Source organism: Tessaracoccus pujii (assembly GCF_054483895.1).
In genome coordinates this window covers 153,187-172,007 of the sequence record NZ_CM137012.1, presented here as the reverse complement: position 1 = coordinate 172,007, position 18,821 = coordinate 153,187, and the positions used below count along the sequence as shown (strand labels likewise).

Here is an 18,821-nt window from a genome sequence, read left to right as displayed (position 1 = left end):
CCGCTACTGCCCCAGATCGTCGGTGGAGAACGTGTCACACACGTTCGGGTCTCCGCTGTTGAAGCCCTTGGCCACCCACAGCTGCCGCATCTCGGATGAACCGTGCGTCCAGCTCTCCGGAACGACACGGCCGCCCTGCTGCTCCTGGATGTGGTCATCGCCGACTGCTCGGGCGGCGTCGACGATGCGGTTGAGGTCGTCCTGCGTGATCGACTCGATGGGCGATTGCGGATCCTTGAGGGTGTTGTTGAACCACACCCCGGCGTAGCAGTCGGCCTGGAGCTCGAGGCGCACCTGGCCGGAGGTGGGTCCGGTGTCGTTGCCCATGGAGCGCGCCTGCTGCATGGTGCCGGTCAGGTTGGAGATGTGATGGCCGTACTCGTGGGCGACGATGTAGGCCTCCGCGGCGTAACCGCCGGCCGCGCCGAGCTGGTTGAGCAGAACGCCCATGAACTCGGTGTCGATGTAGATGGTCTGGTCTCCGGGGCAGTAGAAGGGGCCCATCTCAGACGAACCGGTACCGCATGCCGTCGCCACCTGGCCGGTGAACAGCTGGGTGGTGCCGGGCTGGTAGCCCTCGACGACCTGACTCCAGTAGTTCTCGATGGCCACCACGTAGGCCGGCCATCGGCAGTCCGGGTTGGTGTCGATGTCCGCGCCGGTCTGGCACTCGGGGTTCTGGCCCACCGTCGAGGGTTGCGCCTGACCACCGCCCAGGATGTCGTCCGGATTGATGCCCAGGTTGCCCCCGCCGAAGACCAGCAGGAGCAGGGTGATGATGAGGCCGCCGATGCCGCCACCGACGGCGATCCCGCGGCCGCCACGGCGACCGCCGCCTCCCCCGCCGTAGCGGACGTTGGCGTTGTCGATGCGGGCATTGTCCCGGAACTCCATGGATCGCTCCCTCACGCTTGGTCCGTCCATCCTAACCGGACGGCCGTCGACGCGGCAGAGGATCATCTCCGGACCAGCGACTAGACTTGTCCAATGCGCGTCGTCGGTGTCACCAGTCCCGTGGGGGCGCCGGTGGCAGGCTTCCCCGTGGAGCACGGACGCCACCCCCGGGTCACCATGTTCGACCATGGCTTCGTGCCCCTCCGCCCCCTCGGGGCCACCATGCAGAGCGATGACATCGTCTTCACGTGGCTCGTGCGCGAGGTGTGCGCGGCGGACCACCGCCCTCAGGAGCGTCACACGGTCTACGTGGCCCCGTCGCAGGAGACGCCCCGGCTGCACCAGCGTGTCGGCGCCTACGCGCTCGTGTTCTCGGACCGCGGGATCCTGGGCACCGTGAACTCCTCAGCCACGGCGGCCCCCGGAACCTGGGCGCTGCCGGGCGGTGGGGTGGACCCGGGTGAGTCCCCGTCGGATGCGGTGCTGCGCGAGATCTACGAGGAGACGGGCCAGGAGGTGGTGATCGACAGGGTGCTGACCCTGGAGTCCGAGCACTGGGTGGGCCGTTCGCTCTCCGGGAGGCTGGAGGACTTCCACGCATTGCGGGTCATCTACGGCGCCACATGCAAGACACCCAGTGACCCCGTCGTCCACGATGTGGGTGGATCGACGCAAGAGGCCAGCTGGGTGCCGACGCGCTCATGGCGCAGATTGCATTGGACCAACAGCTCCCGGACGCTGCTGTCGCAGTTCGCCCGGAAGCTGGGCCGTCCGCTCAGTTCCTGAAGTAGCTCATGATGCGCAGGATCTCGGTGTACAGCCACACCATGGTGACCGTGATGCCGAGGGCCGCGCGCCACGACTCCTGAGCCGGGGCCTGGGCCGCGATGCCGCGCTCGATCGAGTCGAAGTCCACGACGAGGCTGAGCACCGCGAGGATGACCGCCAGCACCGAGATGCCGATGGACAGCAGTCCGGCGCCTGAGCCGATGTCGCGGATGCCGAGATCGATGCCGAACAGCGCGAGCACCAGGTTGACCAGGAATACGGCCGCCAGCGACGCGGTGGCAATGAAGACCACCTTGCGGAACTTGGCGGTGACGCGGATGTTGAAGAACTTGTACGCGGCGAGCGTGGCGCCTGCCGTGACGAAGGTCGCGAGCACCGCGGACACCACGATGCCGGGGTACATCAGCTCGAACAGGAGCGAGAACGCGCCCACGAAGACGCCCTCGACCGCAGCGTAGAACAGCACGCCGCCGACGGGGAGCTTGGCCCTGCCGGCCACGAACAGCACCGTGACGAACCCGACGAGGGCCGACACGATCACGGCCGGCATCAGCAGGCTGGTGGGGATGAACATGAACGTGGCGATGGCCACGACGAGCACCACGCCGAGCGTGATCGCGCTCTTGGCGATGACGTCGTCCAGGGTCATCACGCCGCCGACGCGGGCCGGCTGCTGGGAGGGTGCGTAGGGCGACTGCTGGGGGTACTGGGAGTATTGCGGCTGGTCGTAGCCGTAGCCGGGCTGCGGGTACTGCTGCTGCGGGGCAGCGTTCCGCGCGAAGGCGTCGGGGCGACCGATGATCGGATTTGCCATGTCACTTGCTCTTTCTGGGCTGACCCAAGGAGGAGTCTGTCGGTCTCCATGGTACCGAGGACCGCAACACATCTGCCCTTCGACGGGTTCGGCGTGGCGACCCCGCCGTCGTGCGACGATCGGAGTCATGAGCACTCCTCAGACCGCGACCCTCACGTTCCTCGGTGCGGCCGGCACTGTCACCGGCTCGAAGTACCTGCTGACCCTCGGCGGCAGGCGGATCCTCGTCGACGCCGGCATGTTCCAGGGCGAGAAGCAGTGGCGGACCCAGAACCGGGCGGACTTCCCGGTTGATCCCGCCTCGATCACCGACGTGCTCCTCACACACGCGCACACGGACCATTCGGCCTACCTTCCGGCACTCGTCAAGCACGGGTTCCGGGGGCCCATCTGGTGCACCGAGGCCACGATCCGCCTCGCCGAGATCGTGCTGCGGGACTCCGGCCGGCTCCAGGAGCAGTCGGTCACGGATGCGCTCCGCGGCGGCTACTCGAGGCACGAGCCGCCCGAGGCGCTCTACACCGGCGTGCACGTCGAGGACACTCTGCCGCTGATGCGCCCCGTCCCGTTCGACACCGATGTGGACCTCGACGGTGTCACCGCCCGCTGGGTGCGCGCGGGCCACATCCTCGGCTCCGCGAGCATCCACGTCCGGTTCGGGGACCGCAGCGTGCTGTTCTCCGGAGACCTGGGCCGCCACGACCACCCCATCCTCAAGCCCCGTGAGACGCCGCCCGGGGCCGACGTCGTGCTCTGTGAGTCCACCTACGGCGACCGCGAGCATCTCGAGCCCGAGCTGGCGCACGAGCCGTTCGCCGCGGCCATCCGTCGCACCGTCGAGCGTGGCGGGCAGGTGGTGGTGCCGGCGTTCGCGATCGACAGGACCGAGACGGTGCTGCACGCGCTGGTGCGCCTGACGCGGGAGGGTCGCATCCCTCGGGTACCCGTCGTCGTGGACGGGCCGATGTCGATCGCGGCCCTGGCCGTGTACGCCGACGAATCGCTGGGCGAGTTGGCCGAGGACATCACACTGGCCGACTTCACCGACCTCGACCTCGGTGAGGCTCGCGAGGCGCGGGACTCGAAGAAGCTCAACAGCCGCACCGACCCGATGATCATCGTCAGCTCCTCCGGCATGGCGGAGGGCGGGAGGGTGCTCTATCACCTGCAGCGGCTTCTGCCGGACCCGCGCAACACGGTGGTCCTCACCGGCTTCCAGGCAGAGGGGACGCGCGGCCGTGCGCTCGAGGAGGGCGCCCACTCGGTGAAGATCAACGGCCGGTACGTGCCCGTCAAGGCTGAGATCGTCCGGGACCACGAGTTCTCGGTGCACGGGGACGCCTCCGACCTCCTCGACTGGCTGCGTGAGCTGGACAGGGAGCCAGAGACGGTGTTCATCACGCACGGCGAGCCGCAGGTCGCGGCCACGTTCGCTCGTCGGATCGAGGACGAGCTGGGCTGGGTGGCGGTGGTGCCACGGTTCGGCGAGGTGGTCAGCCTGCTGGCCGACGGCGTGGATCCCGATGACCTGGACGTCGCGGACTGAGGGTGCCCCCGACGGGATTCGAACCCGTACTGAAGCGGGTTTAAGCCGCCTGCCTCTGCCAGTTGGGCCACGAGGGCGCGACGGCGATTCTAGCCGCGCGACAACACCTCCATCTGGTGCACCACCCGCTTCACCGCCTCCTCTGATCGGTCCGACGGGTACCTGTACTTGCGCAGCAGCCCGAAGGCCGTCACCTCCCTCCCACTGCCGTTGCCGGAAACGTGCCGATGTCAGTCGCGGAACCCGTCGCCGCGAACGGCGAATCCTCCACCCTTGAGAAAGGCTGGGTGGATCACGGAGAACACGTCGCGGAGCACGGAGGCTGCCACGGCCGCGGCCTGCATCGCCTCACTGACGGGGAGCACCAGCCGATACGCCGAGCTGTGCCTGCTGAAACGGCGCAGCCCACACTTCCGCAACGCGGACATGTCGGCCCGGGTCAAGCGATAGGCGCAGGCCAGGACATCGTTGCCCTCCACGATGACGCCGACCTCGCCCTCCCATGCGAAGGTCATGACGGAGGGGGTGGCTTCCATCCCGGATCCGCCGTCCTCGTCGTCATCGTCCACGTAGCCGTCATCGATACTCGCCAGCAGGTATTGCCCTGGACGCAACTCCCGCACCGCGGCTGCGTACTCCTGCTCGAACGTCCGCCACGACGCCTCCACCGTGGCTTCCAGATCGATCACGTCGTCCATGAGGACCTCCTACCGTCCGCGCGCCGACCTGAGTGTCGACGACTGACGCCGACGCTAGGGCGCAGGTACGACAGTTTCGCCCCGGTAAACTGCGTCGTGACGGGACCCCCCTCACGCACGGCCACACGGCGGAAGGCGGCTGGTGAACAGCGCTATCAGAAGCAGGGACGGCAGCATCCACGTGACCGACGAGCGGTTCAATACCCTCTCGCACCTGGTGGCCTTCTGCTTCTCGGTCATGGGGACGGTCCTGCTCGTCTCCCAGGCCGTCGCTCAGGGAGACCCCTGGAAGATCGTCGGGTTCGGCGTCTACGGGCTGTCCCTCATGACGCTCTTCGCGGCGAGCACGCTCCACCATGGGCTCGACCGCGGACCCCGGGTGAACGAGGCGCTGCGGACGCTCGACTACGCATCGGTCTTCACCCTGATCGCCGGCACGGTCACTCCCCTCGTGCTGGTGCTCTTCCGCAGTGTCTACGGATGGGCGGTGTTTGGCGCGGTGTGGGCCGTCGCGATTCTAGGGATCGTGCTCCGTTCGGTGTGGCGTCGAATCCCGAAGTACGTCACCAACACCCTCTACATCACGCTCGGCTGGATGACCATCGCGCTGTTGGGCGCGGACGTCTCGCTCCCGCCGACGGCACTCGTCCTGCTTGCGGCGGGCGGTCTGGTGTACAGCACGGGCTTCGTGATCTACGTGATCGAGCGGCCGAACCCCTGGCCCGGCCGGTTCGGCTTCCACGAGATCTGGCACGTGCTCGTGGCCGTGGCGGCGTTCCTGCACTACCTCTTGATGTATCGCTACGTGCTGCCGGCGTGATCCACGCCTTGTCGAGACGACGAGACGCGGCTCGTTTGCCGCTCTCGGAGTTCACAGGCGTCGATCACCCGTACCACCGTCGGCCGCGGTTGCTCCGCTGAACTCATCCGCAGAGCGAGGATCGTTGCGGACGTGGCCCAAGCCGCCGGCGTCCTGCCAGCCCAGCGGACGTCGGCCCGGCCAGAAAGAATCTCTCTACGACTTCACCCGATTGGTACGCCTTATCGAAAATTGTCAGTGGTCGGTTCTAGCGTGGAGCACATGAAGGATTCGGCGCGCGAGATCGCGGAGCAGCTGCGCTCCGTCGACGAGCTGCGCCGCTTCGCCGAGGCGACCACGCTCACCTTGATCTGCGAGCTTGCCGAGCAGTACCACGTCGAGGACGACGACGTGCTGGAAGTCCTCGCGGAGCGGAAGGTGATCGTCGGCGGCAGCGGCACCCCGGCGGTGTCCGAGTTCATCGGTCTGGAGTTGGCAGGGCTCCTGCGCTGCCCCCCGGTCGTCGCCGCTTCCAAGCTCGCCGCCGCACTCAACCTCAAACACCGCCATCCCCGCCTGTACACCGCGGTGCAGCAGGGGGAGATCGAGGCGGCGCGTGCCTGCAAGGCCGCAGAGCTGTGCCTGGACCTCCCGGCCGACATGGCAGATCATGTCACCATGCGGTGGGTCGCGAAGCAGGATGCGTTGGGCTGGACGGCTTCGCTCAACCTGCTGCGGAAGATGATCATCGAGGCAGACCGGGCCCGCGCCGCGGAACGCGAACGGCAACAGCGCGCCACCCGCGGAGTCCACCTCTGGGGCCTGTACGACGGGGTGATGAACCTCACCGGCCGCCTCGACGTGATCGACGCCCGCTACCTCGACGCGGCCGTCGCCGCATCGCGGACCTCCTCGCAGCCGAGCAGCCCGCAACGTCGAAGACGATCCTGCGCGCCAAGGCGCTCGGAGTGCTCGCCAACCCCGCCTACGCGCTGGCCCTCCTCCAACGCGCCGCACAACCCGCCCTCCTGGACGGCCCCTCTGCCGTCGCCCTCGAGAGCGCGGCCGCCACGCCCGACAACCAAAGCATCCCGCTCGGTGCGGGCGTCGCCCTGCCGGACCCTCCCGACGAGTCGGGGGGCGCACAGCGGCACGATCCGCACTGCGTCGGCGCCCTCTGCGGCACCATCACCACGCCGCTGGCCAAGCTCCGCCCCAAACTGGAGCTCGCCGTCCACATCCACACCGACGCCATCGGCCACCTCACCGGCGCTGCCCGCGTCGACAAGGCCGGGCACATCACCACCGCGCTGCTGGCCGAACTCCTTCCGGGCCTCGAAATCACAGTGCAGCCGGTGATCGACCTGCCGGAAATCCCCGCCGAGGACCACTACGTGCCCACCGTGGGGCTGAAGAAGGCCCTCCTACTGACCCTGCACCACGAAATGTTTCCCTACTCACAGCGCCGAGCCCACGGCCTGGACCTGGATCACACCCAGCCCTACGTGCCGGGCTGCCACGGCCAGACCTGCGTCGGGAACCTCGCCCCCCTCGGACGCAAAGCCCACCGCGCCAAGACCGCACGACACTGGCGCGTCGACCAACCCAGACCCGGACAGTTCTACTGGTTCAGCCCTCTCGGTTACCGCTACGAGACCACACCCACCGGCACCCGCATGCTCGCCTAGCGAGAGGTGCACGGGGCGCCCGCTACGCTGGGAGTGTCCACCCACCGGAGGGGAGCAGCCGTTGACTACGTTCTTGATCATCGGCGCTGTCGGCATCGCGCTCGTACTGGCGACCCTGATCCTCGGTGATGTGCTCGACGGAGTGCTCGGCCTCGACGCCCTGGACAGCGATCTCTTCTCGATCTCCAGCATCGCGGCGTTCGTCGGGGCCTTCGGGTTCGGCGGCGCGCTCTCCCTGGCACTGGTCCCCAACACGCTGCTCGCCGTCGTGGTCGGCGGAGCCATCGGCTCCACCGCCGCGTGGGGCGCCCTGTGGCTGACCAGGCGGCTGCGTGCCGGCGAAGACGCCGCGACCTTCCGCTCGGACTCGATGATCGGCCACCCGGCCCGTGTCATCACCCCCATCCCCGCCGACGGGTACGGGGAGATCCACGTCACCGTCGGCGGCCACGTGCGCAAGGTCAGCGCCCGGTCCGCCCGGCCCGTCGCTGCAGGCACCGAGGTGTGGGTCTCCTCAGTGATGTCACCCACCGCCGTCGAGGTCACACCCACAGACCACACCCCCGAGATCACCGACTGATCCCGCCTAGAAAGGCACTGCCATGCCCCCCGCCCTGCTCCCGATCGCGGGACTCCTCCTGCTGTTGCTCCTCGTGGGCCTCCTCGTCGCCAGCCGCTACAAGGTGGCCAAACCCAACGAGGCGTTCATCATCACCGGCCGCAAGGGCAAGGAGGTGCGCAACCCCGAGACCGGGCTGGTCTCCACCGACCTCAGCGGCCAGAAGGTGGTCATGGGAGGCGGCGTGTTCGTGGTTCCGTTCATCCAGCGCCTCCACGTGCTGGACCTGTCGTCACGTCGCATCATGGTGACCATCCGCAACGCCGTGTCCGGCCAGGGCATCAAGCTCAACGTCGACGGCGTGGCCATCGTGAAGGTCGGCGGCAACGAGGATTCGATCCGGGCCTCCGCCCAGCGCTTCCTCAGCCAGCAGGCCGAAATCGAGACGTTCACGCAGGAGACGCTCGCCGGCTCGCTGCGCTCCATCGTCGGGTCCTTGACGGTCGAACAGATCATCCGCGACCGGGCGGCCTTCGCGCAGCGCGTCACGGACGAGTCGGAGTCCTCGCTCACCGGACAGGGCCTGGTGCTCGACACGTTCCAGATCCAGGACATCACCGACGACGGCACCTACCTGTCGGACCTGGGCCGCCCCGAGTCGGCCAAGCTGGGCCGCATGGCCGCCGTGGCGGAGGCGGAAGCGCGCCGCGAGGCCGAGCAGGCGCAGATCGCCGCCGAGCAGGAGATCGCGATCGCCACCCGCGCCCTCGTCCTCAAGCAGGCCGAGATCCAGGCCGAGACCGACGCCGCCCGCGCCCAGGCGGCCGCCGCCGGGCCCCTCGCGCAGGCGGACCGGGACCAGTCCATCCTGTTCGAGCAGGAGAAGGTGGCCGTGGCGCAGGCGGCCTTGAAGGAACGCCAGCTCGACACCGAGGTCCGGCGCCCAGCCGACGCCGAGCGCTACCGCGTCGAGACGGCCGCTGAGGCTCAGCGCAACGCGGCCATCTTCGAGGCCGACGCCCGGAAGGCCGCCTCGATCGCCAACGCCGAGGCGGAGGCGGAGAAGGCCCGGCTGAGCGGCGTCGGCGAGAAGTCCCGGCGCTCGGCGCTGGCGGAGGCCGAGGCCATCGAGGGCGCCCGCCGCGGCGAGGCTGAGAAGGCCCGGCGCACGGCGGAAGCGGAAGCGGTCCGCGCCGAGGGCGAGGCTCAGGCGGCCGCGGTGCTGGCCGTCGGCCAGGCGGAGGCCGAGGCCATGAACAAGCGCGCCGAGGCGTTCGCGCACTACAACGACGCCGCCGTGCTGCAGATGCTGATCGAGGTGCTGCCACAGATCGCGGAGAAGATCGCCGCGCCGATGGGCAACATCGACACGCTGACGATCGTGTCCACCGAGGGCGCTGCGGCACTCCCCAAGGCCGTCACCTCCAACATGCTGCAGACGATGCAGATGGTGAAGGACGCCACCGGCTACGACCTCACCGCGGTCCTTGACCGGTTCGCCGCCAGGGACGCGGCCCCGGAGTCAGCGGTGCAGTAGCCCGAGCGCGATCCCGTCGAGGATGTCGGTCTCGCTGACCAGCACCGCTCCTCCCGGGACGCGGCGGGAGATCTCGTCGAGGATCAGCCCGCCGGCGCCGAGGACGGCGGCGCGGAGCGGGTGCATGCACGGCTCTGCGGCGGTCTCCTCGGCGGTCTGCGCCAGCCAGCGGTCCACCGTGCGGGCAATGTCGTCGCGGCTCAGCACCGTCTCATGGACCGCCTGGCGGGAGTACTCCTGCAGCCCCAGCACCGACGCCGCGACACTCGTGACGGTCCCGGCGACGCCGATGGCGGAGGTCAGGGAGGCGAAGTCCACGCCCGCGCCGTCGAGGAGGTTGCCGACATGCGCGCGGGCGGCGGCCACCTCGTCCGCCGTGGCGGGATCCGAGGGCATGAGGCGCTCCCGGACCCGGACGGCGCCGATGTCCAGGCTGACCGCCGAGGCGATGGTGGGGCCGTCGTGCACGACGATCAGCTCGGTCGACCCTCCGCCGATGTCGAACACCAGCGCCGGCGTTGGCGTGTGCACGCCGCTGAGGACACCCATCGTCGAGAGGAGCGCCTCCTCGTCGCCGGAGATGACGTCCACCTCGACATTCAGGCGCCGGCGCACCGAGGCTTCGAAGACGTCGCGGTTACTCACGTCACGGGCGGCAGAGGTGGCGACGAACCTGACGTCACCCACCTGGTGGCGCTCGATCAGGCCCGCGAACTCCTCGAAGATGACCTCCGCGCGGGCGAGTGCGTCGGGGTGGAACTCACCCGTGGCGTCGACGCCCTGACCCAGGCGGGCGAGGCGCACCTCTCGGGCCAGTTCCGTGACGCCGCCGTCGCTTTCCCGGCGCAGGATGAGCAGGCGGATGGAGTTGGTGCCGCAGTCGACGGCGGCGACGGTGATCATGCGTCCTCCGGGAGGCAGGGGGTGGTCCAGAACTCGCCGAGCAGCGCCAGCGCCTCGTCCCCGAGGGGGTTGACGCCGGGTCCGGCGGCGAGCGAGTGGCCGACGAGCACGTGCAGGCACTTGACCCGCGTGGGCATGCCGCCGGCCGAGATGCCGTCGATCTCCTCGACGTGGCCGAGTTCGGCACGGTCCGCGAGGTAGGCCTCGTGGGCCGCGCGGTACCGGTCCGCCAGCTCACCGTCGGCGGCCAGCCGCTCGGTCATCTCGGCCATCAGGCCCGACGCCTCGAGGGTGGAGCATCCGGCGACGGCGCGCTGGCAGGTGAGGTAGTAGGTGGTGGGGAAGGGGGTGCCGGTGGCGAGCCGCGGCTGCGTCTTCACCACGCCCGGCCTCCCACAGGGGCAGCGCCACGCCACGGCCGCGACACCGCGCGGCTCACGTCCGAGCTGCGCCTCGACGGCGGCGAGGTCCGCCTCGCTGGGCCCGCCGTCGTGGGCGTCCGGGTGCTGGGTCTGGGTCATGAGGCCTCCTTCCGATGCCCGAGCCTAGCGGCCATCTCAGCGCTCCGGCGTCGGCGCCGGGCTGGGTGCGACGGTGCGGTCGGGATCCGCCGCCGGTGACGCGCTGGGCTCGGGAACGGGCTGGTCCGCTACCGCGACGGAGCCCCACATCCGCTCCCACCACAGACCGGTCTCGCCGGGTCCCGGGGCGTCCTCGATGGTGGCGCCGTCCAGCGGCTGCCCGTCCGCGCCGATGACGCGGTATCCCACCTCGCCGGGCATCACCCAGCCGAGCCGGACCCGGGCGACGGAGCGGACGTATTCCGGATCGTTCCAGCGGTTGAGCTTGTCCTCCAGGTCGGCGATCCGTTCCTGCTTGGCCGCGATGTCGGCCCGAACGGCCGCGATCTCCTGAGACTGCGCGAAGTACACCCGCAGCGAGTGCGCCAGCACCAGCGCCAGTCCGGCGGTCACGACGAGGAGGACCGCGAGCCGCCACGTGGCCGACAGCGCCCTCTGCGCGCGCGGCACCGGACCCGGGCGGGTGTCCATGGCCGCCCGGACGTCCGGCTCGGCGAGCGGCTCGACGCGGGGGCGGTGGGTGCGCTCCCCCGGACGCGCAGTGGTCCGGGCCCGCGGAGTTCCGCGACCCGGACCACTGGTGGTCGGCTTGTTCCGAGGAGTCTGAGGCACTGATCCAGTGTGCCGGATCAGGCCCTCAACTCATCCCTTGAAACGCGGGAAGGCCGAACGACCGGCGTAGACGGCCGCCTCGTCCAGGTCGTCCTCGATGCGCAGCAGCTGGTTGTACTTCGCCACCCGGTCCGTGCGCGCGGGGGCGCCGGACTTGATCTGGCCACAGCCGAGCGCGACGGCCAGGTCCGCGATGGTCACGTCCTCGGTCTCACCCGAGCGGTGCGACATCATGGTGCGGTAGCCGTTGCGGTGCGCGAGGTCCACCGCGTCGATGGTCTCCGTCAGGGAGCCGATCTGGTTGACCTTCACCAGCAACGCGTTGGCGGTGTCGGTGTCGATGCCCCTCTGGATGCGGGTGACGTTGGTGACGAACAGGTCGTCGCCCACGATCTGCACCTTGCTCCCGAGGCGATCGGTCATGGCCTTCCAGCCGTCCCAGTCCTCCTCGTTGAGCGGGTCCTCGATGGAGACCAGCGGGTAGGCGTCGACGAGCTCGGCGTAGTAGTCCACCATCTCGTCGGCCGTCTTGGTGGCACCCTCGAACGCGTAGCCGCCGTCCTTGTAGAACTCGGACGCCGCGACGTCGAGCGCGAGCGCCACGTCGACGCCGGGCTCGTAGCCGGCCTTCTTGATGGCCTCGACGATCAGGTCCAGGGCGGCGCGGTTGGACTCGAGGTTGGGAGCGAACCCGCCCTCGTCACCGAGCCCGGTGTTGAGGCCCTTCTCCTTGAGGACGGCCTTGAGGGCGTGGTAGACGCTGGCGCCCATCTCGACGGCCTGAGCGAAGCTCTCGGCGCCGATGGGCGCGATCATGAACTCCTGGATGTCGACGTTGGAATCGGCGTGGGATCCACCGTTGAGGATGTTCATCATCGGCACGGGCAGGATGTGGGCGTTGGGGCCACCGACGTACTTGTACAGCGGCAGGCCGGCCTCCTCGGCGGCGGCGTGTGCCACTGCCAGCGACACGCCCAGGATGGCGTTGGCGCCCAGCTTGGACTTGTTCTCCGTGCCGTCGAGCTCGATCATGGCCAAGTCGACGATGCGCTGCTCGGAGGCGTCGAGACCGAGGATCTCCTCGCCGATGACCTCGGTGACGTTCTGGACGGCCGTCAGCACGCCCTTGCCGCCGAAGCGGCCCTTGTCACCGTCGCGGAGCTCAGCGGCCTCGAAGGCGCCGGTTGAGGCACCGGAGGGGACAGCGGCGCGGCCGCTGGCACCAGAGTCAAGCTCGACCTCGACCTCGATGGTCGGGTTTCCTCGAGAATCGAGGATCTCGCGTGCCTGGATGAATTCGATGGATGCCATGTGCTCCCTTTCAAAGAGGTTTCTCTTATCTGTCCAGCCTAGCTAGCCACGAGGTGGAAAGCAGCGGCGGGACGGCTTAACTTTCCGCGCTCCGGACGCGGCTCTCGAGCTCCCGGAGCGCGTGCCTGGCGGCCGCGTCGGCGTCGATGCCGTGCGCCTGTGCGCGCGCCACCAGCGCGAGGATGCCGCGACCCACCGTGGCCTCGTCCACCGGCTCGTCCGGGAGGTCGACGGCGACGCCGTGTGACCGGCTGCGGGAGATCACCTTGTGGGCGCGCCCCAGGACGCTGAGCGACTCGGCGATCCCCTCCAGCGCCGAGGACCTTCCCTTCTCTGCCCGCTTGCGCTCCTCCCACGACTGCCACATGTCCTGCGGCACGTCCTCGTCGGCGAACACGTGGGGATGGCGCCGCACGAGCTTGTCCGCGATGCCGCGCGCCACATCCTCGATCGTGAACCGGTTCTCGTCCTCGGCGATGCGGGCGTGGAAGTACACCTGGAGCAGGAGGTCACCGAGCTCCTCCTGCAGCTCGACGTCGTCCCCGGTCTCCACGGCGTCCACCACCTCGCACGCCTCTTCGATGAGGTGGTTGAGGAGGGAGCGGTGGGTCTGCTCGGCGTCCCACGGGCACCGCACCCGCAGCTCTGCCATGACCTGGCGCAGCCGTTCGAGCTCCGAGGTCATGGCCGTGGCGTCGGGGGTCAGGAGGGAACCGACATCGAGCCGGTGCCGGTGACGCCTGCGCCCGCAGGATCCCACTGGCCGTAGCGCGGGTTGAGGTTTACCTCGACCGCCTCGAACTGCTGCTGCAGCGCCGCGATATCGGCACTTTCGCCGAGCTTGGTGACCAGCAGCTGCAGCTTGGCGCTGTTGGCCGCGACCCTCGCGCACTCGTCGTTGCCCAGCGCCGGGCTCTCAGCGGCGTTCTCGCGCAACACCGCCAGCGCCTCCTCGTCGGTGACCGTCACGTCCGCGTCCGTCGCGATCCGGTCCGCGATGGCGCCGAGGATTTCCGACATCAGGAGCGCGCTGCGCTCAACCTGGTCACTGCCGATGCCTACGGATTCGCAGCCGGCGACGTCACGGTCCAGCTGGGCCTCGGTGATGCGCACGTCGCCCACCTGGGCGGCGGTGCTCGGCATGGGGCTGCAGCCTGCGAACAGGGCCGCGGCGGCGACCAGCGGAACAAGGCGCATCAGCTTCATGGGTGTCCTCTCGAGAACCTTCGGTGGGGCCGCGGCGGGCGCCGCCGTCAGCCTAGCGCATGGCTTCAGGCGAACAATTGCGCCAGCAGCGTGGTGGCCCAGGCCAGGTGATCGTCCTCCGGTTTGGGCACCAGAACCTGGTCTGCGGACGCCTTGACGCTGGCGCCCGGGTACAGCCGCTGGAGCCTCATCTGCTTCGATTCCGGCAGATGCAGCGGGGACAAACGCACCATCTTGCCCTGGGGAACGATCTCCTGGATCCCGTGCGAGCGGGCCAGCATCCGCAGCCGGGACACGCCCAGGAGCGCGTCGACGGGGGGCGGCAGCTCGCCGTAGCGGTCCGTGAGCTCGGCGCGGACTGCGTCGACATCGGACTCGGTGCGGATCTCGGCGATCTCCTTGTAGCTCTCCAGCCGCAGCCGCTCCGAGGAGATGTAGTCCTCCGGGATGTGCGCGTCGATCGGCAGTTCGATGCGCATCTGCGGCTCGGGCTCCGTGTCCTCGCCGCGGTAGTTCGCCACGGCCTCACCCACCATGCGCAGGTACATGTCGAACCCGACGCCCTCGATATGGCCTGACTGGTCCTCCCCCAGGAGATTGCCCGCCCCGCGAAGCTCCAGGTCCCGCATGGCGATGGCCATGCCGGCGCCGAGGTCCGTGTTGGCGGCCATGGTGGCGAGGCGCTCGTGCGAGGCCTCGCTCAGTGGCCGGTCCGCCGGGTAGAGGAAGTATGCGTAGCCGCGTTCACGGGAACGGCCCACCCGGCCCCTGAGCTGATGAAGTTGGGAGAGCCCGAGCGTGTCCGCGCGGTCGATGATCAGGGTGTTGGCGGACTGGATGTTGAGGCCGGCCTCGATGATGGTGGTCGACACCAGCACGTCCGCCCGGCGCTCCCAGAAGTCCAGCATGACCTGTTCGAGGCGCGTCTCGCTCATCTGCCCGTGCGCGGTGACCACCCTTGCCTCGGGGACGAGTTCGCGCAGGTGCGCGGCCGTCTTCTCGATGGTGCCCACCCTGTTGTGCACGAAGAACACCTGGCCCTCCCTGGCCAGTTCGCGGCGGATGGCGGCCTTCACCTGGGCGTCGTCGTGCGGACCCGCGAAGGTCAGCACCGGGTGCCGCTCCTCCGGCGGTGTGGCGATCACGCTCATCTCGCGGATGCCGGTGATCGCCGTCTCCAGGGTGCGCGGGATGGGGGTGGCGGACATGGACAGCACATCGACGTTGACGCGCATGGCCTTCAGCCGCTCCTTGTGCTCCACGCCGAACCGCTGCTCCTCGTCGATGATCACCAGCCCGAGGTCCTTGAACTGGATCTCCTTGCTGAGCAGCCGGTGGGTGCCGATCACCACGTCGATCCGGCCCGTGGCCAGGCCGTCGACCACCTTCTTGGACTGCGCATCGGTCTGGAACCGCGACAGTTGAGCCAGGTGCACGGGGAAGCCCGCGAAACGCGACGCGAAGGTCTGGTAGTGCTGCGTGACGAGCAGGGTGGTGGGCACCAGGACAGCCACCTGCTTGCCTTCCTGCACCGCCTTGAAGGCGGCGCGCACCGCGATCTCCGTCTTGCCGTAGCCCACGTCCCCACAGATCAGGCGGTCCATGGGCACGACCTTCTCCATGTCCGCCTTCACGTCGGTGATGGCGGAGAGCTGGTCCGGGGTCTCCACGAAACTGAAGGCGTCCTCCAGCTCGCGCTGCCAGACGTTGTCCGGCCCGAAGGCGTGGCCCTTGGTGGCCTGCCGGGCCGCGTAGAGCTTGATGAGCTCGGCGGAGATCTCGCGGACGGCCTTGCGGGCCTTGGCCTTGCGCTTGGTCCAGTCCCCGCCGCCCATCTTGTCCAGCGTGGGCGATTCGGATCCAACGTAGCGGCTGAGCTGATCCAGCTGGTCCATCGGCACATACAGCCGGTCCCCCGGATGTCCCCGCTTGCTGGGGGCGTACTCGACGACCAGGTAGTCCCGCGCGGCGCCCTGCACCGTGCGCTGCACCAGCTCGACGAAGCGGCCCACGCCGTGCTGCTCGTGCACCACCGGGTCACCGGCCTTGAGCTCGAGCGGCTGGATGGCGGCCTTGCGACGGGCGGGCAGCTTGCGCTCGGCCCGGTCCAGGACCGTCTGGCCGGTCAGCTCCGCCGCGGTGATCACCTCCACCCTGGCCTCATCCGCGCGCCATCCCTGGCGCAGGGAGGACAGCACCACCGAGACGCGGGCGGGCGTCGGCGGCTCCGCAAGGTCGTCGAGGGCGGCGGCGATGCCGGCCTCCTCGAGCACCTCGATCATGCGAGCGGCCAGCCCGCGGCCCTCGACGCACAGAACCACGCCCCACCCGTCGGCCAGTTTCGCGGCGATGTGCCGGGTGGCCACCTCCGTGTCGCCGCGGAAGGACTCCGTGGTGGTCACGCGGACGGTGCGCGAATGCACGGAATCCGCGTCCATCGCGTGGGGTTGGTCGTCCGCGGCGAACGGCGACAGCGACCACCACCCGTGCCCGATGGACAGGGCGTGCTGGCGCACATCCGAGAGGCTCCAGTAGGCGGAGGCCCCGAGATCCACCGGCGACTTCCCGCCCCCGGCCGCGGCGGCCCAGCTGGCCTCGAGGAACTCCTGGCTCGTCTGCACCAGCTCAGTGGCGCGCGCCCGGATCAGTTCCGGTGATGCGGCCAGCACCAGCGACCCCGCCGGCAGAACGTCGACCAGGAGCTCCAGCCCGTCCACCAGCACGGGCGTGAGCGCCTCCATGCCCTCGACGGCCTGCCCCTCGGCCATGCGGCCGAGCATGTCGCCGAGTTCGGGGTGCTGAGCCGCGAGCCGCTTGGCGCGGTTGCGCACCGCAGTCGTGAGGAGAAGCTCGCGGCAGGGCGGCGCGATGACGACGTCCGCCGTCTCCCCCGTCGAGCGTTGATCCGCGACCGTGAAGGAGCGGATCTCGTCCACCTCGTCACCGAAGAAGTCGATGCGCACCGGGTGCTCCGCCGTGGGCGGGAAGATGTCCACGATGCCGCCACGCACGGCGAACTCCCCGCGCCGCTCCACCAGGTCCACACGGTTGTAGGCGGCACCGGACAGGTCCGCGAGCAGGGTGGAGAGCGGGTATTCCTCGCCGACGACGATGCGCACGGGAGCCATGTCCGCCAGCCCTCTGACCTGCGGCTGCAGGACGGAGCGGATGGGCGCCACGACGACGCGGGGCGGGGGCTGCTCCCCCTTCCCGGCGAGGCGGCGCAGGACGGCCAGGCGGCGGCCGACGGTGTCCGCGCGCGGGGAGAGCCGCTCGTGCGGGAGCGTCTCCCACGCAGGGTAGTAGGCCACCTGGTCCTCGCCGAGCAGGCTGCCGAGCTCGGTGGTGACCTGCTCCGCCTCCCGGTAGGTGGAGGTGACCAGCAGGACGGTGCGTCCGGACTCCTCGGCGAGGGAGGCGGCCAGCAGCGGGAAGAAGGGCGGCACCGCCGTCACGTCCAGCGTGGTGACGCCGGAGCGCCGCGAATCCGCGAGGGTCGCGGCGAGGGCGGGATCGCGCTCGAGGGCGCGCAGCAGTCCGGGGAACTTCACAGCGACCATCCTTCCACGGCTCTCCGACAGGACGCGCTCGTCAGGAGTTGAAGCGGTTCTGCGTGGCCACGAGGCCCTCGCGGACGAGCAGTTCGACGGCGTCCGCCGCCACCGCTGCGTCCACTCGCAGCCCCTCCAGATCCGAGGGCTTCATCTTCGCCAGCACCCAGGCCGCGGCGTCCTGCCTGCCTGGCGGCCGCCCGATGCCCACGCGGACGCGGTGGAAGTCACCGGTGCCGAGGTGGGCGCGGATGGACTTGAGCCCGTTGTGGCCGTTGTCCCCGCCGCCCATCTTCACGCGCAGCCGGCCGGCATCCAGGTCCAGCTCGTCGTGGACGGCGATGACGTGCGAGGGCTTGATCTTGTGGAACGCCGCGACGGACTTCACCGCGGAACCGGAGTCGTTCATGAAGGTGGTGGGTTTGGCCAGCACCAGCTTGATGGGCTCCGGACCCGGGAGGGTCACCGTGGCCAGCTCCGCCCGCTGGCGCGAGTTCACGGAAAACGACGAACCGTAGCGGTCCGCAAGGTCCGCTACGGCCCAGTACCCGACGTTGTGCCGGGTGGCCTCGTACGTCGGGCCCGGGTTCCCGAGCCCGACGACGAGGAAGGTGGAATCGGTCACTCGGCCGCGGGGACGCCCTCGGACGCACCCTCGGCGACGTCGGTCTCACCGAGGTCCGCGACCGGGGCCTGGCCGACGCTGACCACCACGACATCGCCCTCGACGCCCGCGATGACGCCCTCGGGAAGCGTGATGTCCGCGACGGTGAGGTGCGAGCCGATGGTGAGGCCCTCGATGGAGACCTCGAGCTCGTTGGGGATGTCGGTGGCGGGCGCGAGGACCGTGAGGTTGTTGAGCTCGTGGTTGACCAGCGCGCCGCGCTCCGCCTCACCGGTGAAGACCAGCGGGACCTCGACGGTGACCTTCTCGCCGGCCGTGACCAGTACCAGATCGATGTGGTCGATGGAGTGCAGGATGGCGTGGCGCTGAATCTGCTTCGGCAGCGCGAGGAAGGGCTTGGGCTCGCCCTCGACGGTGATCTGGAGCAGCACGTTGGGCTGACGGAGCGCGAGGAAGGTCTCCCGGGCGGGGAGGGCCAGGTGCACGGGATCCATACCGTGGCCGTAGAGCACGGCGGGGGTGGCACCGGCGCGACGGAGACGGCGCGAGGCGCCCTTGCCGAACTCGGTGCGGGTGGTGGCGGTCAGATCGACGTCGGCCATGGGTGAACTCCTCAAGCTCTTTGGATATCTACGCGTGCGGGCGCCGAGCGAGGAAGGAGGCTAGTCGATCACGGACCCTGGGGGTCCCTCGCCAGGCAGCCCCGTA

The 18,821-nt window shown here is 69.5% G+C and carries 19 protein-coding genes and 1 tRNA gene; 6 read left to right on the top strand and 14 right to left on the bottom strand.

All coding sequences use genetic code 11. The features are described 5' to 3' along the window. Nucleotides 1-3 precede the first annotated feature (3 nt). The gene (gene ypfJ, locus ACX1D0_RS00770; protein ID WP_459019012.1) at nt 4-894 is read right to left on the bottom strand and encodes a KPN_02809 family neutral zinc metallopeptidase; all 891 of its coding nucleotides are present in this window, start codon (nt 892-894) and stop codon (nt 4-6) included. 93 nt (nt 895-987) lie between these two features. On the opposite strand from ypfJ, the gene ACX1D0_RS00765 reads away from it, so the two are divergent. Then, the gene (locus ACX1D0_RS00765; protein ID WP_459019011.1) at nt 988-1,680 is read left to right on the top strand and encodes an NUDIX hydrolase; all 693 of its coding nucleotides are present in this window, start codon (nt 988-990) and stop codon (nt 1,678-1,680) included. Here the strand turns inward: ACX1D0_RS00765 and ACX1D0_RS00760 are convergent. Next, nucleotides 1,670-2,497 (bottom strand): Bax inhibitor-1/YccA family protein, encoded by an 828-nt coding sequence (locus ACX1D0_RS00760; protein WP_459019010.1) that lies wholly within the window; start codon nt 2,495-2,497, stop codon nt 1,670-1,672. The genes ACX1D0_RS00765 and ACX1D0_RS00760 overlap by 11 nt on opposite strands. A 127-nt stretch (nt 2,498-2,624) precedes the next feature. On the opposite strand from ACX1D0_RS00760, the gene ACX1D0_RS00755 reads away from it, so the two are divergent. Beyond that, on the top strand, nt 2,625-4,043 hold the full coding sequence (locus tag ACX1D0_RS00755) for an MBL fold metallo-hydrolase RNA specificity domain-containing protein (RefSeq protein ID WP_459019009.1): 1,419 nt from the start codon (nt 2,625-2,627) through the stop codon (nt 4,041-4,043). Between the two features lie 3 nt (nt 4,044-4,046). Here the strand turns inward: ACX1D0_RS00755 and ACX1D0_RS00750 are convergent. Together ACX1D0_RS00750 and ACX1D0_RS00745 are read right to left on the bottom strand one after the other, a co-directional pair. Beyond that, nucleotides 4,047-4,120, bottom strand: a tRNA-Leu gene (locus ACX1D0_RS00750). Between the two features lie 153 nt (nt 4,121-4,273). Beyond that, nucleotides 4,274-4,741 (bottom strand): TY-Chap domain-containing protein, encoded by a 468-nt coding sequence (locus tag ACX1D0_RS00745; protein WP_459019008.1) that lies wholly within the window; start codon nt 4,739-4,741, stop codon nt 4,274-4,276. A gap of 142 nt (nt 4,742-4,883) precedes the next feature. Here ACX1D0_RS00745 and trhA point away from each other — a divergent pair, with 142 nt between their 5' ends. Beyond that, a complete protein-coding gene (gene trhA / locus ACX1D0_RS00740; RefSeq protein WP_459019007.1) occupies nt 4,884-5,561 on the top strand; it encodes a PAQR family membrane homeostasis protein TrhA in 678 nt (225 codons plus the stop codon). A 234-nt stretch (nt 5,562-5,795) separates the two neighbouring features. Here trhA and ACX1D0_RS00735 read toward each other — a convergent pair whose 3' ends face one another. Beyond that, nucleotides 5,796-6,353 (bottom strand): hypothetical protein, encoded by a 558-nt coding sequence (locus ACX1D0_RS00735; RefSeq protein ID WP_459019006.1) that lies wholly within the window; start codon nt 6,351-6,353, stop codon nt 5,796-5,798. Between the two features lie 155 nt (nt 6,354-6,508). On the opposite strand from ACX1D0_RS00735, the gene ACX1D0_RS00730 reads away from it, so the two are divergent. The 3 genes from ACX1D0_RS00730 to ACX1D0_RS00720 all read left to right on the top strand — a co-directional run bounded on the left by ACX1D0_RS00730 (nt 6,509) and on the right by ACX1D0_RS00720 (nt 9,324). After that, complete coding sequence (locus ACX1D0_RS00730) at nt 6,509-7,228, top strand: hypothetical protein (RefSeq protein WP_459019005.1); 720 nt, start codon at nt 6,509-6,511, stop codon at nt 7,226-7,228. 61 nt (nt 7,229-7,289) lie between these two features. Next, nucleotides 7,290-7,808 carry an NfeD family protein gene (locus tag ACX1D0_RS00725; RefSeq protein WP_459019004.1) on the top strand — a complete coding sequence of 173 codons (519 nt, stop codon included), beginning with the start codon at nt 7,290-7,292 and terminating at the stop codon, nt 7,806-7,808. A gap of 22 nt (nt 7,809-7,830) precedes the next feature. Next, nucleotides 7,831-9,324 (top strand): flotillin family protein, encoded by a 1,494-nt coding sequence (locus ACX1D0_RS00720; RefSeq protein ID WP_459019003.1) that lies wholly within the window; start codon nt 7,831-7,833, stop codon nt 9,322-9,324. Here the strand turns inward: ACX1D0_RS00720 and ACX1D0_RS00715 are convergent. The 9 genes from ACX1D0_RS00715 to ACX1D0_RS00675 form a co-directional block, all read right to left on the bottom strand. Beyond that, entirely contained in the window at nt 9,310-10,227 is a 918-nt protein-coding gene (locus ACX1D0_RS00715) for a Ppx/GppA phosphatase family protein (RefSeq protein ID WP_459019002.1), read from the bottom strand. The two genes, ACX1D0_RS00720 and ACX1D0_RS00715, sit on opposite strands and share 15 nt — an antisense overlap. Beyond that, on the bottom strand, nt 10,224-10,748 hold the full coding sequence (locus tag ACX1D0_RS00710; RefSeq protein WP_459019001.1) for a DUF501 domain-containing protein: 525 nt from the start codon (nt 10,746-10,748) through the stop codon (nt 10,224-10,226). The genes ACX1D0_RS00715 and ACX1D0_RS00710 overlap by 4 nt, the downstream gene beginning before the upstream one ends. A 36-nt stretch (nt 10,749-10,784) precedes the next feature. Further along, the gene (locus ACX1D0_RS00705) at nt 10,785-11,420 is read right to left on the bottom strand and encodes an FtsB family cell division protein (protein ID WP_459019000.1); all 636 of its coding nucleotides are present in this window, start codon (nt 11,418-11,420) and stop codon (nt 10,785-10,787) included. Between the two features lie 30 nt (nt 11,421-11,450). Beyond that, the gene (gene eno, locus ACX1D0_RS00700) at nt 11,451-12,731 is read right to left on the bottom strand and encodes a phosphopyruvate hydratase (protein WP_459018999.1); all 1,281 of its coding nucleotides are present in this window, start codon (nt 12,729-12,731) and stop codon (nt 11,451-11,453) included. Nucleotides 12,732-12,807: 76 nt separating this feature from the next. Next, nucleotides 12,808-13,416, bottom strand: a complete 609-nt coding sequence (locus tag ACX1D0_RS00695; protein ID WP_459018998.1) for a nucleoside triphosphate pyrophosphohydrolase — start codon at nt 13,414-13,416, stop codon at nt 12,808-12,810. A 17-nt stretch (nt 13,417-13,433) separates the two neighbouring features. Beyond that, the gene (locus tag ACX1D0_RS00690) at nt 13,434-13,937 is read right to left on the bottom strand and encodes a hypothetical protein (RefSeq protein ID WP_459018997.1); all 504 of its coding nucleotides are present in this window, start codon (nt 13,935-13,937) and stop codon (nt 13,434-13,436) included. A 65-nt stretch (nt 13,938-14,002) separates the two neighbouring features. Continuing rightward, nucleotides 14,003-17,497, bottom strand: coding sequence for a transcription-repair coupling factor (gene mfd / locus ACX1D0_RS00685; RefSeq protein ID WP_459018996.1), 3,495 nt, complete (start codon nt 17,495-17,497; stop codon nt 14,003-14,005). Nucleotides 17,498-17,528: 31 nt separating this feature from the next. After that, complete coding sequence (pth, locus tag ACX1D0_RS00680) at nt 17,529-18,113, bottom strand: aminoacyl-tRNA hydrolase (RefSeq protein WP_459018995.1); 585 nt, start codon at nt 18,111-18,113, stop codon at nt 17,529-17,531. Further along, nucleotides 18,110-18,715, bottom strand: coding sequence for a 50S ribosomal protein L25/general stress protein Ctc (locus ACX1D0_RS00675; protein WP_459018994.1), 606 nt, complete (start codon nt 18,713-18,715; stop codon nt 18,110-18,112). The genes pth and ACX1D0_RS00675 overlap by 4 nt, the downstream gene beginning before the upstream one ends. Nucleotides 18,716-18,821 lie beyond the last annotated feature (106 nt).

Excerpts from the sequence above, each read along its gene's own strand:
- ypfJ (WP_459019012.1), bottom strand. The coding sequence starts at position 894 with ATGGAGTTCCGGGACAATGCCCGCATCGACAACGCCAACGTCCGCTAC.
- ACX1D0_RS00765 (WP_459019011.1), top strand. The coding sequence starts at position 988 with ATGCGCGTCGTCGGTGTCACCAGTCCCGTGGGGGCGCCGGTGGCAGGC.
- ACX1D0_RS00760 (WP_459019010.1), bottom strand. The coding sequence starts at position 2,497 with ATGGCAAATCCGATCATCGGTCGCCCCGACGCCTTCGCGCGGAACGCT.
- ACX1D0_RS00755 (WP_459019009.1), top strand. The coding sequence starts at position 2,625 with ATGAGCACTCCTCAGACCGCGACCCTCACGTTCCTCGGTGCGGCCGGC.
- ACX1D0_RS00745 (WP_459019008.1), bottom strand. The coding sequence starts at position 4,741 with ATGGACGACGTGATCGATCTGGAAGCCACGGTGGAGGCGTCGTGGCGG.
- ACX1D0_RS00720 (WP_459019003.1), top strand. The coding sequence starts at position 7,831 with ATGCCCCCCGCCCTGCTCCCGATCGCGGGACTCCTCCTGCTGTTGCTC.
- ACX1D0_RS00715 (WP_459019002.1), bottom strand. The coding sequence starts at position 10,227 with ATGATCACCGTCGCCGCCGTCGACTGCGGCACCAACTCCATCCGCCTG.
- ACX1D0_RS00710 (WP_459019001.1), bottom strand. The coding sequence starts at position 10,748 with ATGACCCAGACCCAGCACCCGGACGCCCACGACGGCGGGCCCAGCGAG.
- eno (WP_459018999.1), bottom strand. The coding sequence starts at position 12,731 with ATGGCATCCATCGAATTCATCCAGGCACGCGAGATCCTCGATTCTCGA.
- ACX1D0_RS00695 (WP_459018998.1), bottom strand. The coding sequence starts at position 13,416 with ATGACCTCGGAGCTCGAACGGCTGCGCCAGGTCATGGCAGAGCTGCGG.
- ACX1D0_RS00690 (WP_459018997.1), bottom strand. The coding sequence starts at position 13,937 with ATGAAGCTGATGCGCCTTGTTCCGCTGGTCGCCGCCGCGGCCCTGTTC.
- mfd (WP_459018996.1), bottom strand. The coding sequence starts at position 17,497 with ATGGTCGCTGTGAAGTTCCCCGGACTGCTGCGCGCCCTCGAGCGCGAT.
- ACX1D0_RS00675 (WP_459018994.1), bottom strand. The coding sequence starts at position 18,715 with ATGGCCGACGTCGATCTGACCGCCACCACCCGCACCGAGTTCGGCAAG.